16 protein-coding genes are annotated in these 16,065 nt (G+C 46.3%); 9 read left to right on the top strand and 7 right to left on the bottom strand.

Going from position 1 to position 16,065, the window contains the following annotated elements:
• Positions 1–343: 343 nt before the first annotated feature.
• Entirely contained in the window at positions 344–1,003 is a 660-nt protein-coding gene (locus tag OSC7112_RS15545; RefSeq protein ID WP_015176798.1) for an HAD family hydrolase, read from the bottom strand.
• Positions 1,004–1,115: 112 nt separating this feature from the next.
• Between OSC7112_RS15545 and OSC7112_RS15550 the strand changes: the two genes are divergently transcribed.
• The 3 genes from OSC7112_RS15550 (at position 1,116) to OSC7112_RS15560 (ending at position 4,785) form a co-directional block, all read left to right on the top strand.
• Positions 1,116–1,880, top strand: coding sequence for a Uma2 family endonuclease (locus OSC7112_RS15550; protein WP_015176799.1), 765 nt, complete (start codon positions 1,116–1,118; stop codon positions 1,878–1,880).
• A gap of 422 nt (positions 1,881–2,302) precedes the next feature.
• The gene (locus tag OSC7112_RS15555; protein ID WP_015176800.1) at positions 2,303–4,111 is read left to right on the top strand and encodes an aspartate kinase; all 1,809 of its coding nucleotides are present in this window, start codon (positions 2,303–2,305) and stop codon (positions 4,109–4,111) included.
• A gap of 263 nt (positions 4,112–4,374) precedes the next feature.
• Positions 4,375–4,785 (top strand): hypothetical protein, encoded by a 411-nt coding sequence (locus tag OSC7112_RS15560; RefSeq protein WP_015176801.1) that lies wholly within the window; start codon positions 4,375–4,377, stop codon positions 4,783–4,785.
• A 391-nt stretch (positions 4,786–5,176) separates the two neighbouring features.
• On the opposite strand, the gene dcm is transcribed toward OSC7112_RS15560, so the two are convergent.
• Entirely contained in the window at positions 5,177–6,214 is a 1,038-nt protein-coding gene (dcm, locus tag OSC7112_RS15570) for a DNA (cytosine-5-)-methyltransferase (protein WP_015176803.1), read from the bottom strand.
• 234 nt (positions 6,215–6,448) lie between these two features.
• A complete protein-coding gene (locus OSC7112_RS38225) occupies positions 6,449–6,646 on the bottom strand; it encodes a hypothetical protein (protein WP_150111548.1) in 198 nt (65 codons plus the stop codon).
• Positions 6,647–6,674: 28 nt separating this feature from the next.
• Between OSC7112_RS38225 and OSC7112_RS15575 the strand changes: the two genes are divergently transcribed.
• Positions 6,675–7,058 carry a DUF4346 domain-containing protein gene (locus OSC7112_RS15575; protein ID WP_015176804.1) on the top strand — a complete coding sequence of 128 codons (384 nt, stop codon included), beginning with the start codon at positions 6,675–6,677 and terminating at the stop codon, positions 7,056–7,058.
• A gap of 174 nt (positions 7,059–7,232) precedes the next feature.
• Here the strand turns inward: OSC7112_RS15575 and psb32 are convergent, their stop codons facing one another.
• Complete coding sequence (gene psb32 / locus OSC7112_RS15580) at positions 7,233–7,955, bottom strand: photosystem II repair protein Psb32 (RefSeq protein ID WP_015176805.1); 723 nt, start codon at positions 7,953–7,955, stop codon at positions 7,233–7,235.
• A gap of 132 nt (positions 7,956–8,087) precedes the next feature.
• On the opposite strand from psb32, the gene OSC7112_RS15585 reads away from it, so the two are divergent.
• A complete protein-coding gene (locus OSC7112_RS15585) occupies positions 8,088–8,318 on the top strand; it encodes a hypothetical protein (protein ID WP_006635545.1) in 231 nt (76 codons plus the stop codon).
• A 317-nt stretch (positions 8,319–8,635) separates the two neighbouring features.
• On the opposite strand, the gene OSC7112_RS15590 is transcribed toward OSC7112_RS15585, so the two are convergent.
• Positions 8,636–9,181 carry an NADPH-dependent FMN reductase gene (locus tag OSC7112_RS15590; RefSeq protein WP_015176807.1) on the bottom strand — a complete coding sequence of 182 codons (546 nt, stop codon included), beginning with the start codon at positions 9,179–9,181 and terminating at the stop codon, positions 8,636–8,638.
• Between the two features lie 514 nt (positions 9,182–9,695).
• Here OSC7112_RS15590 and ftsH point away from each other — a divergent pair.
• Positions 9,696–11,630, top strand: a complete 1,935-nt coding sequence (gene ftsH / locus OSC7112_RS15595) for an ATP-dependent zinc metalloprotease FtsH (RefSeq protein ID WP_015176808.1) — start codon at positions 9,696–9,698, stop codon at positions 11,628–11,630.
• Between the two features lie 177 nt (positions 11,631–11,807).
• On the opposite strand, the gene OSC7112_RS15600 is transcribed toward ftsH, so the two are convergent.
• Positions 11,808–12,362 carry a M23 family metallopeptidase gene (locus tag OSC7112_RS15600; protein WP_190274429.1) on the bottom strand — a complete coding sequence of 185 codons (555 nt, stop codon included), beginning with the start codon at positions 12,360–12,362 and terminating at the stop codon, positions 11,808–11,810.
• A gap of 182 nt (positions 12,363–12,544) precedes the next feature.
• Between OSC7112_RS15600 and OSC7112_RS39790 the strand changes: the two genes are divergently transcribed.
• Complete coding sequence (locus OSC7112_RS39790; protein ID WP_190274405.1) at positions 12,545–12,706, top strand: hypothetical protein; 162 nt, start codon at positions 12,545–12,547, stop codon at positions 12,704–12,706.
• A 147-nt stretch (positions 12,707–12,853) separates the two neighbouring features.
• Complete coding sequence (locus OSC7112_RS15605; RefSeq protein WP_015176810.1) at positions 12,854–13,234, top strand: hypothetical protein; 381 nt, start codon at positions 12,854–12,856, stop codon at positions 13,232–13,234.
• Between the two features lie 166 nt (positions 13,235–13,400).
• On the opposite strand, the gene OSC7112_RS15610 is transcribed toward OSC7112_RS15605, so the two are convergent.
• The gene (locus OSC7112_RS15610) at positions 13,401–14,213 is read right to left on the bottom strand and encodes a phytanoyl-CoA dioxygenase family protein (protein ID WP_015176811.1); all 813 of its coding nucleotides are present in this window, start codon (positions 14,211–14,213) and stop codon (positions 13,401–13,403) included.
• A 169-nt stretch (positions 14,214–14,382) separates the two neighbouring features.
• Between OSC7112_RS15610 and OSC7112_RS15615 the strand changes: the two genes are divergently transcribed.
• Positions 14,383–15,831, top strand: coding sequence for a RecQ family ATP-dependent DNA helicase (locus OSC7112_RS15615; protein ID WP_015176812.1), 1,449 nt, complete (start codon positions 14,383–14,385; stop codon positions 15,829–15,831).
• The last annotated feature ends 234 nt before the right edge of the window (positions 15,832–16,065 follow it).

Consider the following 16,065-nt stretch of genomic DNA (forward strand, 5'->3'; position numbering starts at 1 on the left):
ATTATCTGTTTTCCGAAGGCAGAAGTTAAAAGGCTATCCTGCATAATTTTGGCGGTAAATTCTACCTCAAGAAAATCAGGCTTCCCTCGTTTTTTTTTCTTCTGCATTCTGCCTTCTGCCTTCTACCTTCAAAGGAATCCTAGTTGTTAATTTATAATAGTTTTTCCAGCCATAACTCTATCTCTGGTATAGTTTACTTGGCAGAGTTTGGGCCGCTTACAATTTCGGTTTTTTATTTTCTCAGTTAAATAAGCAATACATTATCCGACTCTAGTAAAAAAATCAATTAAATACTTGATAGTTAAATGATTCAAACTCTTCTCTAAAACAAACCGAGGAAAAATTAATTTTGAACGAACACAGCAAGTTCGGAAAGAGCGCCGATCTCGAAAGTCGGTTCTAGGGCTATACACTGAGCGCGATCGCCATATCCGTAAGCCGCCCAACAAACATCTATCCCAGCATTTTTAGCAAACAGCAAATCAATCGCCGTATCGCCAACCATTAAAATTTGACTGTTATCCAACTCCGGGAACAGGGGTTTAATAATCGAGTGAAAAACAGCCGGGTTTGGTTTCGGAATTATTTGTCCGTTATCACCTAATATCAAATCAAAAAAACTGTGAATTCTCAAATTATTTAGTAATACATTAACAAAATTAACGTGTTTGTTGCTGAAAACTCCCAAGCTCAATCCAGACTGACGCGCCAACTGCAAGACTTGCTTTGTCCCGGCAAATAACTCTACCTGCTTTTCACCTTCCGTCCGATAATAAGAGCGGTAAGTTTCCACCCATTCAGGAATTGCGCTTTCCTCGATCGCCGGATGCAGGATTTTAAAACTATTTGGTAAATTGATGCCGATCGTACCTATAATAGTATCAGCACTAGGCGGGGTAATATTGTAACTTTCAAAAGTTTTGGTAAAGCAAAATACAATAGCTTTGTGAGTAATTGCCAAAGTGCCGTCGAAATCAAAAATAATTAACTTGTACTGACTCATTTTTCTTAAAAGTTATCTCTAGCAACCGCAGATCTTCCATGATATAATAACATTATTAATCTCTCATTCCCCAATTATAATAAGTATAATTTTCAACATTCAAGAGGTCAACATGAGTGTCACCGAAAAACCAGAAATTATAGCAACAGATTTCCCCGACCACACTCAATTACCAGACTCCGACGGTACTTTTGTGAAAAACTTTCAAGAACATCCTCAAAGCATCCTGTTAACAACGTCTGTTCGACCCATTTTAGACCAAATTCATCCCGACGGACAATACTGCATCGGTCAAGATTCCGGTATTTATTGGCGGGTGGCCCAGCCCCCGGAACCGCCAGAAAGAGGAGCCGAAGCACCTGATTGGTTTTACGTGCCCGACGTGCCGCCAACTCTTGACGGAAATCTGCGCCGCTCCTATGTAATGTGGCAGGAATTAATGCCGCCTCTAATTGTACTTGAATTTGTTTCTGGCGATGGCAGTGAAGAAAGAGATAGGACTCCTCGCCAGGGGAAATTCTGGATTTACGAGCGGATAATTCGACCTGCTTTTTACGGCATTTATGAAGTCAAAAAGGCACAAGTTGAAGTGTATCATTTGGTAGAAGATAGATTTGAGTTACTGCCGGAAAATCAGCGCGGACATTACCAAATCGAGCCAATGGGATTGGAATTAGGCATTTGGCAAGGGGTTTATCAGGGCGTAGAGCTGCCTTGGCTGCGCTGGTGGGATGCTTCCGGGAATTTGCTGCCGGCGGCCGAGGAACGGGCAGAACAAGCCGAATTAGTGGCAGAACGAGAACGACAAAGGCGCATAGAAGCTGAGTTGCGAATTCAAGCTTTGGAAGCGCGTTTGCGAGAGTTAGAAGGCGAGTAATTCGATTTGAGATTTGAGATTTGAGATTTTAGATTGGGGATGACTGAGGGCGATCGGGATGCGGTTCTTCATAAGTTATTCGCAATTATTCAATCCTTCAAGCCAAAATCTAAGGATCGCGAATTAAATAACTTACAATTTTAATTGTTATGGGGGGATGGGGCTATGAGCCCGTCCAAAAAGGGCGGGCGGGACGCCCACCCCACTTTCAAGAGTGTAAGTTATTTAATTCTCATTCCTAAATTCGCATAAGTCGCCGATTCCGGTAGAGACACGGCAATTCAGTTTGCCTAGGAATATCATGTGCTGTAAAAACCCGATCGCCTAGCAGCCTCCTCAGAAACGATATAAACATTCATCGGTTATTATCAAAAATTTGCGTATATTAGCTTAAGTATTGCATCACTTTTTGTGTAAGTCCTATGGCACTAATTGTTCAGAAATATGGCGGAACCTCGGTTGGTACAGTCGATCGCATTCTGGAAGTAGCCAGACGAGTAGCAACAACAGCACAGCTTGGCAACTCTCTGGTTGTCGTACTTTCGGCGATGGGCAAAACCACCGACGGTTTAGTTAAACTCGCCAAGGAAATTTCCCCAAATCCCAACAAGCGGGAAATGGATATGTTGCTTTCCACTGGGGAACAAGTCTCGATCGCGCTTTTAAGCATGGCATTGCAGGAAATGGGACAGCCCGCAATTTCCCTCACCGGCGCCCAAGTCGGCATTGTCACCGAAGCCGCCCACACCCGCGCCCGGATTTTGCGGATCGATCCCAATCGGCTTCAGAGTCAGTTAAAAAACGGTAAAGTCGTTGTAGTTGCGGGTTTCCAAGGCATCGCCGATGCCGGAGAATTGGAAATTACCACCTTGGGGCGCGGCGGTTCCGACACCACAGCAGTGGCCCTCGCAGCAGCGCTGCGGGCCGACAGGTGCGAAATTTATACCGACGTGCCCGGAATTCTGACTACAGATCCGCGCTTGGTTGCCGAGGCGCAATTGATGGACGAAATCACTTGCGACGAAATGCTGGAATTGGCGAGTTTGGGCGCAAAAGTCCTCCACCCGCGCGCGGTAGAAATTGCCAAGAATTACGGCGTGCCCCTGGTAGTGCTTTCTAGCTGGAGTGACGCCCCCGGTACGCGGGTAGTGTCCCCACCCCCGCAACCCCGGCCTTTGGAGGGCTTGGAGCTCGCAAAAGCGGTGGATGCGGTGGAATTTGACTTGGATCAGGCGGGGGTGTCGCTGCTGCGTTTGCCCGATCGCCCCGGCGTAGCAGCGCGGTTGTTTGGTGCGATCGCGCAGCAACACCTCGATGTTGATTTAATTATCCAATCAATTCATGAAGGAAATACTAACGATATTGCCTTCACAGTGACGAGAAATTCGCTGAATCAAGCTGTCGCGGTTGCAGATGCGATCGTACCCGCCCTCGGCAAGAATTCTCGCCCAGAATTGGGAGAACCGGAAGTGAAAGCAGAAGAAAAGCCGATCGCTAAAGTTAGCATTGCGGGTGCGGGAATGATCGGTCGTCCGAGGGTAGCCGCGCAGATGTTTAAGACTTTAGCGGAGGCGGGAATTAACATTCAAATGATTTCCACTTCCGAGGTGAAAGTTAGTTGTGCGATCGATGCCGAAGATTGCGATCGGGCCGTTGCCGAACTCTGCAAAGCATTTGATGTCGCCAACTCCCCGATTGGGCTGCGTTCACCATCCCAAAAACCGCCCGCAGTCCGCGCCGTTGCGTTGGATATCAATCAAGCGCGTCTAGCAATTCGCCAATTGCCCGATCGACCCGGAGTAGCAGCAAAACTGTTCGGACTTTTAGCCGAGGAAAATATCAGCGTAGATACGATTATTCAGTCGCAGCGCTGCCACAATATCGACGGCATATTAACTCGCGACATTGCATTTACCGTAGCACAAATTGACGCCGAATCTGCTAAAAACGCCCTAGAAAAATCCGCCGTTGAATTTGGCTGGGGCGAAGTAGCAGTCGATACACAAATAGCCAAAGTTAGCGTTGTCGGTTCCGGGATGGTAGCGCATCCGGGAGTAGCGGCAAAAATGTTTGAAGCGCTTTCCCGCCAGCAAATCAACATTCAAATGATTGCCACTTCCGAGATTAAAATTAGCTGCGTTGTGGATGAGGAACAAGGTGTAACTGCTTTGAAGGCAATACACGCAGCCTTTGAACTTGCCGGCATCGAAAAAATCCAAGTTCCCGCCTAATACTTGTTTGCAGTCGGGAATTAAGATTGCGTCCGATCTGTGCTTGTATGGCAGTTTTCGGTAGGGACACGGCAGTGCCGTGTCCTTGCAAATATCGCGGACACAGCAGTGCTGTATCCCTACAAATATATTCGGATTTGGACAAGGCAATGCTGTGTCCTTGCAAATATCGACCGTCAGCGATCGGAGTTTTGAGTGCAAATTTCACAGCATGAGGCTGTGTTAAAATTAAACTGGCGATCGGCTAAAAGGGATTGAATCTTATGACTGTAGCGAAAGAACAGATTACTGATAGCAGTAGCAATAGCGGTTTATTGAATTTCCGAATCACTGTTGAACGTCTGATCGAGCTTTTAGATTTAGAAGAAGAGGATGAGTACGGAATTTTAAGACCTACTGAATATGCTTTCAGGACAGCGATGAAATTGGTTGTTGAGGCATACGATAGCATGGGAAACAGTTTTCCCAAATGCTCTACAGGTACAGATGACAGAGGCAGTATTACACTAGATTGGACAAGCTTAGAACCAGAGCGTACAGTTCGCCTATTTTGTCCGTGCAGTGCGGAGCAACCAGTTGACATTTATCACCATGCAAAAAATGAAAATGCGGTCGAAGATATCGCTTCATCATCAACATTAGTTTACTGGTTGCAGTGGTTTAACAAAATATGATAGAACCATCTTCAGGGAGTGCGTCAGAGTTTGAAACATTACCGGATCGTACACTTGTTTACCGAGCTCTCCGAAAAGGATGGATAGATCGCGATAGATCGATAGTCAAATCGGACGCCTACTATTTGCGTAAAAATATAAACGAACAGGGTATTTCTGTCAATTTTTCCATAGAGCAATCTTTGAGTGCATTGAGAAATTGTGAAGGAGTTGCTAGCCTGGATTTAGGGAAAATTCGAGAACTAGGTCTAAATGTAGTACGTGACTCTTCATCTCATGGGAGTATTATAGGCTTGCCCTATCGTGAAGATAACCGTCCAAGGGCTGATGAGCTTGCACTTTTGTTAGCAAGACAATCTCGAATTGTATGGGAATCTTCGTCAAGTTGATATCAGCAATTTAAAAGGACAAGCTGTATATATGTTTCAGTTTTTCTTTGTGGTTCATTTGGCTCATTTGACAATAAATTTTGACTTAATATTTCTTGCGCGATCGCCTCTACCACCGGTACACAAACCGAATTCCCAATTTGCTTGTAACTTTCCCCCGCACTCGGATAACTCTTAAAATCTTCAGGAAAACCCATAAGACGGTAACATTCCTTCAGCGTCAACTTTCTCACCATATCTTGCTCGGGAATGTAGATAAAAAACCGGCCCGATGTTTCTTGCGAAGGAATTGTCGGATGCACTCCATCCACCGAATAAATGCGATTAGGCTGTCTGTGAACTCTCGATAAATGTTCTGTATTCGGCCTCACGCCAGTTTTCCAAGTACCTTTATTTCTGTAACCTACAAACAAAAGTCCCGAATCTTGCTTTCTCGGAGACTCAATTAAAGTATATTCTGATTTATCCAATATTTCAAAATTCCCTGTCTTGTCTAGAAATTCCCTGAGTTTTGGAGTCAACTGGGTTTGAAGCCGAGAAAAATTAAATTCTTTACCTTGAGTTGCAATAATAAATATTCTTTCACGATGTTGAGGAATTCCAAAGTCTTTAGCATTCAGCATTTTGTAATTCACGCTGTATCCCAAATCTTCAAGACTGGCAATAATTACTTTTAAGGTATTTCCCTTGTCGTGATGGATTAAGTGCTTGACATTTTCGAGAACAATAACTTTAGGCTGCTTGATTTTGATAATTTTACAAATATCGAAAAATAGCGTGCCTCTAGTATCTTCAAAACCTAACTTTTTGCCACAGATGCTAAAAGGTTGGCACGGAAAGCCGGCGACTAAAACATCAAAGTCTTCTAACTCGACGGGATTAATTTTACTGATATCTCCAAAAGGAACCTCACCGAAATTATCCGTGTAAACTTGTCGGCATTTGCTGTTTATTTCGCAGGAAAAAACGCATTTAAAGCCATTTTTTTCAAACCCTTGTCTGAAACCTCCTATCCCCGAAAATAAATCTATAAATTTCATTTACAATTTAATCAAAAAATTACTCAACCCAATGATAACTCACCGAAGATCGCTATTCTCAAGAACAGGCAAGATGCCTGTTCCACAAAAAGTGAATTTCTGGTGGTGGGCAGGACAACCCGCCCTTGAAAAGCTGATTGCAAATGGTGCAATATCTCAGTGATAACATATTTTGTTTTTCTCTCTTATTTCACTCTGCGTTCTCTGCGTTCTCTGCGGTTAATTCTATCAAGTTCAACAAGTCTTGCTACAGTCCTCAATCTTATACCACTCATTAAAAGTCGCAGCAGCCAGCGCCGGACACGGCAATGCCCTGTCCCCACAGATATCGGATAGAATGTCGATCGCCCGAAACTTTCCCCCGCATTCAACCAACCAACCTGCCAAACTTGTCCCGCAGCCGACTAAACTATAAATAGCAGAAAAAGTCACAGCTATTGTCTACTTTCTTTCACAAACCATGAGTCAAACCTTGGAAAACCTCACCGCCATCGATGACAGCCTATCCAAACGCCACCTCGACCTCGATCCCGGCGGCTACTTCATCATCTATCTCGATCGCGAAACCAGCTTAATTTGTGCCAAACATTTCACCAACATCATCGACGATCGAGGCCTCGCCGTCGATCCCGAAACTGGCAAGCCCATCCCCGCCCGCGGCAAAGTAGAACGCACCCAATCCACACTTTTTAGCGGCAGAACCGCCAAAGAACTTTGCGTCAAAATCCTAGAAGAAACCCGCCCCAGCCCGGTAACAATGTTAGATCACGCGGCTTATCTGGGACGGGAATTTGTACGGGCAGAAATTGCATTGTTGAGCGATCGAGAATACGTTCAAGATTAGTCCAGCCCTGCCATAATTTCTTGACAAAACGGCAACTTACTAGACTGGCATTGCATTCAGGCGATCGTTATTCTTGATATTATCCGCGTTCATCTGTGTGTATCAGCCTGTCATCTGCGGTCGATCTATCAAAGATTTATGCAATGCAAGTCTATTGCATCAGACAGCAACCGATCACGAAAAACCTTGATACCAGAAATAAGTCACCATCGGAATCACTGTCGCCAATACCAACAGCACAACCACAACAACTGTGGCATTGCCTTGGTCTGTTTCTTCAGCTTTTTTAAACGTGCCTTCAACTTGAATGTTGTCAACAACTTCAGGAGGACCCGGATCGGGTTCGCCCGACAAAACAGTTGCAATGCGCGTACTTGCAGCCGCAAATGCCTCGTTGTATTTATTGCCTTCCCGCAGCGGCACTTGCACGGTTTCCCCAGCTACACTCTGGGCAATTTCATCGGTTAGCAGGGATTTCACCCCTTCCCCCGTCTGAATTGCCGCACTGTTGGTAACAGTGTCGAGAACGAGTAAAATTTGATTAGTCTGGTCTTCTTTTTCGGGAAACCACTGTTCAAACAGTTGGTCGGTGAAAGTGGCAGTCGTTTCGCCGTAGTCTAAGCGGTGAATGGTGACAAATCGGACTTGTTTCCCTGTTTTGTTTTCCAGGTTGTCGAGCACGCTGCTGATATTGCTTTCGCTGCTGCGGCTGAGCACGTCGCCTTTGTCGAACACCCAAGTTCGATCGCCCGCCGACAACAGCGGCATTTCGTACACGCCCGTCGCCAATGCCGGCAGTACCGCCATCTGGGATGCGATTAGGGCGATCGCGATCGCCGCCGCCAAAGGTTGGAGATATTTTCTCCAGCTAAATAATTGCTTCAGGAGTCTGGTCATGAGGTTAACCGTAAAACTGACTTTTTTCCAAAAATACTATAGAAACCCCCGTAAAATTCATTTTACACAGGGCAATATTTACAATTAGCTCGCCACTCGAACTCCCCGCCCGATTATTTTAGGATTCTCACTATGGAACCAGCAGACACTTATAAAGGTTGGATTATTCAATCTCAGAAAGTCTTCTACGTCGAGGTTTGGGATAGCCGCGGCAACCGCCACGTCGCCGTCCAAAATGCCAAGACTGAGGAGGAAGCTTTGGAATTGGCCAAAAAGTGGATAGACAAATATGAGTCAAAACCCGGAAGAATGCCGATCGACGTACCCCATCCTTTCGGAGACATGATCGATATGCCATTTTGAAGTCAGTTGTCAGTTGTCAGTTGTCAGTTGTCAGTTGCTACAAATTACCAATTGCCAATAACCAATACAAATTACTCCTTGCCCATTACCAATAGTCATGAGTTATTGGTTATTGGTTAGTTACTACCAATTCCCCATTCCCAATAACCCATTACCAATGACTACTGGCGAAAGCAAGCCGTCTGCTAAGGAATGAAAATTAAATAACTTACACTCTTGAAAGTGGGGTGGGCTCTTATAGCCCGCCCTTTTTGGACGGGCTATAAGAGCCCATCCCACAACAGTCATGAAAAGTGGATTTTATTTAATTCTCATCCCTAAGAAATTCCTCGCAATTTCCGCGTATTTTTCACTAAACTCCGAGCAAATTCGTCGAACCTTTCAGACAGTTTTTCATCCAACAATTTACCGTCGGGACTAAAAGCTTTCCAAGCTTGTCCGATCGCAATTTGTTCGGGAATTACCCAAGCGTGCACCCATCTCAAAATGGTTCGCAAATCGTTGAGTGCGTTGCTGTTAACTTGCCCTCCCAAAACGCTAATCGCACCCGCAACTTTCCCGTCCAAATGCTCAAAACTCATCAAATCCAGGGCATTCTTGAGAGCACCGCTGACGCTACCGTGATACTCCGGCGTTGCCAAAATCAAGCCGTCGGCTTGCTTAACCGCATTTCGCAGCTTTTCCACATCCGGGTAATCGAGATAATCATTCTCACCGTCGCAAAAGGGCAGCTTGAGCGATCGCAAATCGAATATTTCAACTTCAGCGCCCAAGGCCTCGGCCCGTTCTGCTGCTACCTTCAACGCTAACTGGCTGTAGGAGCCAGTCCGCAAACTTCCACCAATGCCGACAATTTTTACCATAAAGCTTAAAAACAATAACTGCTCGACTAAAGCGTACTCATTACGACTATGACTAACATAGCAAGTTCGATCGGCAACTGTCAATCGATTTTAGATTTTAGATTGTAGATTTTAGATTTACGGAGGGAGCCCAGCAACGGGGTTTTTTGAGCAAAATCCATCGATTTGAGATTTTAGATTTAGGGACGTGGCCGAGAAACCGGGTTTTTGCAAAAATTCTTTGTAAAAGCCACATATTTGGGGAAAAACCCGGTTTCTGAGTCGCAGTGCGTAAGTTCAAGAACGGGCCCGAGAAACCGGGTTTTTTGAGCAAAATCCTTGGTTATAGCCCGCAGATTAGGTAAAAAACCCGGTTTCTTGAGGAGCCGTGGATTCAAAACCCCCCTCTTGAGGCGTTTCTTCAGATGCCCGCGAGAGATAAACCCATTCAACACCCGCCCTCTTGTTAAAATAAATGAACGTAGCAAACCAAAAGCGGTCAATCTTGGCAGTCTTCAACCTTCGGCAAAGCAATATGAAAAATTCTTGGAAACACGCATGGCTGGGGCATCTAGCTGTAAACAAAGACAAGTCGAGCCAGAATCCTAAAAAATCAATTCCAGGACGGAATCTTTGGCGCATCCTGGGCAGTTTGGTGATTTCTCAAGGAATATTGCTCTCGACCCCGGTGTTTGCCGAAAGCGCGCCAAACACCATGAGTTACAGCCAACTGATCGACAACATAGAAAAAGGGCAAGTCAGTAGAATCGAAGTAGACGAAACTCAAAAAATTGCCAAGGTTAGGCTAAAAAATCAAAAAAGCGATCAAACCCAATCAGTTAGTCTGTTCGATTACAACAACCGAGAACTGTACTCGCAAATCCGCGCCAAAAAGATTGACTTTGAAGTCAAACAAACAGCCGACAACGCCGCCGCAGTCAGTTTAGTAGTAAACTTGCTAGTGATTTTTGCAGTGTTGGCAGTGCTGATGGCAATCCTGCGCCGATCGACCCAATCTCAAGGAAATGCCATGAACTTCGGCAAATCCAGAGCCCGTTTCCAAATGGAAGCCAAAACCGGCGTGATGTTCGACGACGTAGCAGGCATCGAAGAAGCTAAAGAAGAACTGCAAGAAGTCGTAACCTTCCTCAAAAAACCCGAACGCTTCAACGCCATCGGCGCAAAAATTCCCAGAGGAGTTCTGTTAATCGGGCCTCCAGGAACCGGCAAAACAATGCTGGCAAAAGCCATTGCAGGCGAAGCAGCCGTCCCCTTCTTCAGCATCTCCGGTTCCGAATTTGTCGAAATGTTTGTCGGAGTTGGCGCCTCCCGCGTCCGCGACTTGTTCAAGAAAGCTAAAGAAAATTCGCCCTGCATCGTCTTCATCGACGAAATAGACGCCGTAGGAAGGCAGCGCGGCGCTGGTATCGGCGGCGGCAACGACGAACGCGAACAAACTCTCAACCAGTTGCTGACAGAAATGGACGGGTTTGAGGGTAACAGCGGCGTGATTGTGATAGCAGCTACCAACCGCCCCGACGTACTCGATACCGCCCTGCTGCGCCCCGGCAGGTTCGATCGGCAAGTAACGGTAGATTTGCCAAGCTATAAAGGGCGTTTGGGGATTTTGCAAGTTCACGCGCGCAACAAAAAACTCGACCCAGAAGTTGCCCTAGACACGATCGCCCGCCGCACTCCCGGCTTTTCCGGCGCCGACTTGGCAAACTTGCTCAACGAAGCAGCTATTCTCACAGCGAGGCGTCGCAAAGACACGATTAGCAACTTAGAAGTTCACGACGCGATCGACCGGATCACGATCGGGCTTACCCTCAACCCGCTGCTGGACAGCAAGAAAAAGTGGATGACAGCATACCACGAAGTCGGACACGCCCTAGTCGCGACCATGCTCAAAAATGCCGACCCCGTGGAAAAAGTAACGATTATTCCCCGTTCCGGCGGCATCGAAGGCTTTACTAGCTTTGTGCTCGACGACGAAATGCTCGACAGCGAAGGTTTGAGGAGTCGGGCTTTGCTGTTAAACCGGATTACAGTAGCATTGGGCGGACGGGCGGCGGAGGCCGAAATTTATGGCGATGCTGAAATCGACACCGGTGCCGGTAGCGATCTCAGAAAAGTCAGCAGTCTCGCGAGGGAGATGGTAACGCTTTACGGAATGTCGGATTTGGGGCCTGTGGCTTTGGAAAGTCCGAACAGTGAGGTGTTTTTGGGTCAAAGCTGGAATTCGCGATCCGAGTATTCCGAAGAAATGGCAATCAAGATCGATCGCCAAGTCCGGGAAATTGCCTTTGAGTGCTACGAAGAAGCTCGCCGGATTATCCGCGAAAACCGCGCTTTGGTAGACAAACTTGTCGAAGTGCTGTTGGATGAAGAAACGATCGACGGCGACGAATTCCGCCAAATTGTCGATCGCTACACCCAGTTGACCAAAAAAGAGTTAGCACCAACGTGAATTAGTCATTAGTCAGTTGTCATTAGTCATTAGTCATTAGTTATTCAAGTTTGTAGTGAGAACTTTATTCCTCATTCTCGAAAAAATCAGGACTTTAGTCCTTACTACAAACCAAGAAAAATGACTGCTAACTAATGACTGCTAACTAATGACTAATGACTGCTAACTAATGACAAATTAAGATTGTTGCGCGTACATTTCCCGGAGTACCAAAGCCGGGTCTACCCAGCGGCCGCCGTACTTCAATCCCCAGTGTAAGTGAGGTCCACTCGTGCGGCCGGTCATCCCAACTCTGGCAATTCTCGCACCCGCAGGCACTGTTTGACCTTGCCAAATTTGCAATGTACCTTCGCGATCGGTATAATAACGCCCGCCGTTAGCCGTTAGCACTCGGCCTCTGAGGTGACAGTAGATGTGTTCCCAATTTCCCGATCGCACCACCATACCAGTGCCGCATCGGCCATCTTCCCAAACTTCCACAATTTGCCCGCCCCACCAATTGCGGATATAGCTGCCTTCCGGGGCGGCCAAGTCCAAACCGTAATGAAAATCCCCGCCGCGGGGACCGAAGGGGGAAGTGTATGTTTCAAAGTTTTCGACTGGAAAAGAAGCTTCTTGCCACAAATTACCCGTCGCTACTCTGCTTGGTAAGCCTGACTGAGCTTTGACCACCTGCTGCTGCAAATAAGGGCCGATCAACACAATGCCGATCGAAAGTGCCAGCAGCAGCATCTGTCTGAGACGAAAAAAGCGTTTTGCCGTCAGCGGGCCTCTAGAGTCTTGCAGGATTTTTTTCACGGCTCAAAGTTAAATGTGTGTGAGTTTGCGTTGTCTGTTAGGATCGCATCTTGCACCCTTGTCAATAAAGCTTTCAGGGGCGGGCTTTCCTGCCCGTTCCACAAAAAAATCATTCTTTGTGGAACGGGCCGGAAAGTCCGTTTCTGACAAGGGTGCAAGATGTAAGTTATGCCAATTCGCTGCAAGATTGGCTTCGAGCTCTACCCGCGATCGCGAATCAGTTTATCAACAACGTGTATCTTACTCCATCCAAAACCGGTGTCAAGGCTTCCGGGTAAATGCCCGGGGGCGATCGAAAAAAATTGGCCGAGGAATTCATGCTGCGGTTGAATTCGATCGAGCTTTTGCTTGACACTATAGTTTAGTTACTTCCAGGATTTTGGATGTCATCCAAAATTTCAAATTCATAACACACACATCAAGCAATGCTTACTGAAATTTTTCCTTTTAGCTTTGCCATAGACGCAACTGCGATCGCCGGTGCGTCCTTGTGGTCTTTGGCCCTGTACTGGGGCCTGTCGCCCCTGACAGAATGGGTAATCCTGCAACTCAACCGCTGGATGAATTTTGCTGAGAGATCCCTCTACACCTCAGAAGCCGAGTTTGAAAGAACCCGCCAAGCCAGAGAAGCCCAAAATGCCTTTTACGCTTCGCTGTTGAGCATTGTGCCCTTTTTGATTGCGGGCGGATTGTGCAATTGGGGCGTCGAATTGTCTCTGGGTACTGGTTGGGCGGTATCTATGGGTACGATCGCCTGTATTGGCGGCGGCGTGTACGAGCTCGGCCGCCGAGACGGTCAATCTTAGGCGATTTTAGATTTGGGATTTTGGATTTTGGATTGCTCGAGATATTCGGAGATTTACCAGCCTCTAGAATCGATCGCAATCTCAAATCCAAAACTCAAAATCTCAAATAAATATGACATTTCCCGTCTATTATCACTCGCGCCTCAAACCAAATTAGCAATGTATTTCAACCGTAATTTGACTCAGGATGTTTGCCTAAAAGCCGCAGTTGCCGTTCAGTAGCGGTAGCGAGAATTTCGGGATTGAACTGCCACGGCCAAGGCGAAAATTTCTGCGCGATGTTGCGGTGGGAATAATGCACTTGCAGTAAGTAGCGAGTTCCATCTGTTGTCGTATTTTTGCCGCCGGAGTGCCAAATTTCACTGCGGAAAAATAACACATCTCCAGCTTTGCACAAAACTGGTTCTGGAGATTGTCCGTTCCAAGTTTCTTCCCCGCGATCGGGTTTTCGACCAGATTTGTGACTACCGGGAATAATGTAAGTAGGACAGAGGTCTTCTGCGATGTCGCTGAGATAGAAATGGGCTGTACAAATCCATACTGGCAGTTGAAAAGTGCGATCGTCGGCAAACACGCTTTCGGGCACGGGTACAAACACCTGATCGACGTGGACGCGCCAACCATCGTAACCGGGCCCGCTTTTCCACGCAGTCATGCCGATAATGTGGCAATCGCTGCCCATTAATGCTTCTGCTAACTCAATTATACCCGGTCGATCGGCATAGGAAAGCCACAGCCGATCGCGATTAAACACGCATTTAAAATGCTGGTTCAATTCACTCCAACTGCTACCATCGAGTCCGAAGGGTTGCAGGCGATCGAGTGCTTCCTTGGTTTGCGCCACTTCCGACGGACTGAGTACACCGGGAATCAGCGCAAAACCATCTTCATGCACTGCTTCTGCTAGACCTGCTGTATCGAAAAGATCGCAAGTCTTTTGCCGATAGCTGAAAACTTCGCTTAACGTGCTTGCATTCATAATTCAAAAAGTAAAATTATTAACTGTTATTAAATTAACACTTATTCTGCTCGATACTTGCATACTATGAAACCAGCCACCCAGTTTATTGGTACATCAGGACTTACACAAAAGTTAATTATGCAGGGCACGCACTGCTCGCATTACGCCTGATTTGGGGATAAATCAAATGAAATACCAACCAGAACCAACATCATTAAATCAAGCCCGCGCCGCCTTTCAAAAAATCTGGGGATACGACGACTTTCGACCACCCCAAGGAGAAATCGTCGGCAGTTTATTAGCCGGAAAAGATACAATTATAATTATGCCGACGGGTGGCGGCAAATCAATCTGCTTTCAACTGCCAGCTTTGTTACAAACAGGCTTAACGTTGGTAGTTTCGCCGTTAGTCGCACTGATGGAAAATCAAGTGCAAGAATTGCGCGATCGCAATCTGCCCGCTTCCCTCCTCCACAGTCAATTGCCAACAGCGCAGCGCCGACAAACTATGCAGTCGCTGCAACAAAACAAATTAAGATTGCTGTACCTGTCTCCCGAAACATTACTCAGTAAACCTGTTTGGGAAATTATCAGTCAGCCGCACATCCAAATCAACGGTTTAATATTAGATGAAGCTCACTGTTTAGTGCAGTGGGGTGATACTTTTCGACCAGCTTACCGCCGTTTGGGAACAGTGCGATCTGCTTTGTTGAAAGCTAAACCGGCAAACAGTAAAATTGCGATCGCAGCTTTCACCGCTACCGCCAACCCGGAAGCACAGCAAACAATCAAAAATGTCTTGCAACTGCAAAAACCCGAAGCATTTCTGCTAAGTCCGTACCGTTCTAACCTGCACCTGCAAGTGCAAACAGTCTGGACGCCGAGAGGACGCAAGCAGCAGTTATTAAATTTTATCAAAGCTCGACCAAAACAAGCAGGTTTAGTCTATGTCCGCACGATAAAAGATAGCGAAAGCTTGGCGGATTTGTTGGAAGCAGCAGGTTATGAAACAGCAGCATATCATGCAGGTTTGAGTCCAGAATCACGACGAAAAATAGAAACAGCTTGGCTGAACAATGACATTAAATTTGTAACTTGTACCTCAGCATTTGGGATGGGAATTAACAAGCCAGACGTTCGCTGGGTTGTTCACTTTCAAGCACCTTTGCTATTATCGGAATACATTCAGGAAATTGGTAGAGGCGGACGGGACGGCAAATCGGCGATCGCCCTGACATTGATTAGCGAACCTACGGGTTTGCTTTATCCTGAAGATAAACAAAGAGGGCAATTTTTTCAAGATAAATTGCGATCGCAATACCGAGAAGCTCAGCAATTATCCAAACAACTGCCAGTTAAAGGCGATATAGAAGCTGTTTCCCGCGAATTTCCCGAAAGTGCGATCGCCCTTTCAATCTTGCACAGCAGCGGACAATTAACATGGCGAGATCCTTTTAATTATGCGATCGATAAATCTCCCCAGCAAAAAGGTGAAAAACAAAACTCTACCGCTGCTGAGGAAATGGTAAAATATCTGAAACATCGGCAGTGTAGGTGGCAATTTCTACTGCAAGCTTTTGGGTTTGCAACTGAGGCGAAATCTATGCAGTGCGGCCACTGCGATAATTGTCGGTGATTTTAGATTTACCGCCCAAGTGGGGGCGGGTTTACGAGATTGTTAGTTACAGGCGCGTATTGTTGGTGAAACCCGCACTTTGTATCTTGAAAGATTTAGATTGCGATTTATCGTTTGGCTGGGGCGGGTTTACGAGATTATTGGTTTTAGGCAATTATTGTTGGTAAAACCCGCCCATACAAGATATTTACTGCATACAAATCGATCGATTTTAAATTAGTGATATCATGTCCG

Origin of the sequence: Oscillatoria nigro-viridis PCC 7112 (assembly GCF_000317475.1) — a bacterium.
Lineage (GTDB): Bacteria > Cyanobacteriota > Cyanobacteriia > Cyanobacteriales > Microcoleaceae > Microcoleus > Microcoleus nigroviridis.

Coding starts and splice junctions, on each gene's coding strand:
- OSC7112_RS15605 (WP_015176810.1), top strand. CDS start 12,854: ATGCTTACTGAAATTTTTCCTTTTAGCTTTGCCATAGACGCAACTGCG.
- OSC7112_RS15590 (WP_015176807.1), bottom strand. CDS start 9,181: ATGGTAAAAATTGTCGGCATTGGTGGAAGTTTGCGGACTGGCTCCTAC.
- OSC7112_RS15575 (WP_015176804.1), top strand. CDS start 6,675: ATGAGTCAAACCTTGGAAAACCTCACCGCCATCGATGACAGCCTATCC.
- OSC7112_RS15550 (WP_015176799.1), top strand. CDS start 1,116: ATGAGTGTCACCGAAAAACCAGAAATTATAGCAACAGATTTCCCCGAC.
- OSC7112_RS15555 (WP_015176800.1), top strand. CDS start 2,303: ATGGCACTAATTGTTCAGAAATATGGCGGAACCTCGGTTGGTACAGTC.
- OSC7112_RS15545 (WP_015176798.1), bottom strand. CDS start 1,003: ATGAGTCAGTACAAGTTAATTATTTTTGATTTCGACGGCACTTTGGCA.
- dcm (WP_015176803.1), bottom strand. CDS start 6,214: ATGAAATTTATAGATTTATTTTCGGGGATAGGAGGTTTCAGACAAGGG.
- OSC7112_RS15585 (WP_006635545.1), top strand. CDS start 8,088: ATGGAACCAGCAGACACTTATAAAGGTTGGATTATTCAATCTCAGAAA.
- ftsH (WP_015176808.1), top strand. CDS start 9,696: ATGAAAAATTCTTGGAAACACGCATGGCTGGGGCATCTAGCTGTAAAC.
- OSC7112_RS15600 (WP_190274429.1), bottom strand. CDS start 12,362: ATGCTGCTGCTGGCACTTTCGATCGGCATTGTGTTGATCGGCCCTTAT.
- OSC7112_RS15615 (WP_015176812.1), top strand. CDS start 14,383: ATGAAATACCAACCAGAACCAACATCATTAAATCAAGCCCGCGCCGCC.
- psb32 (WP_015176805.1), bottom strand. CDS start 7,955: ATGACCAGACTCCTGAAGCAATTATTTAGCTGGAGAAAATATCTCCAA.
- OSC7112_RS15560 (WP_015176801.1), top strand. CDS start 4,375: ATGACTGTAGCGAAAGAACAGATTACTGATAGCAGTAGCAATAGCGGT.
- OSC7112_RS15610 (WP_015176811.1), bottom strand. CDS start 14,213: ATGAATGCAAGCACGTTAAGCGAAGTTTTCAGCTATCGGCAAAAGACT.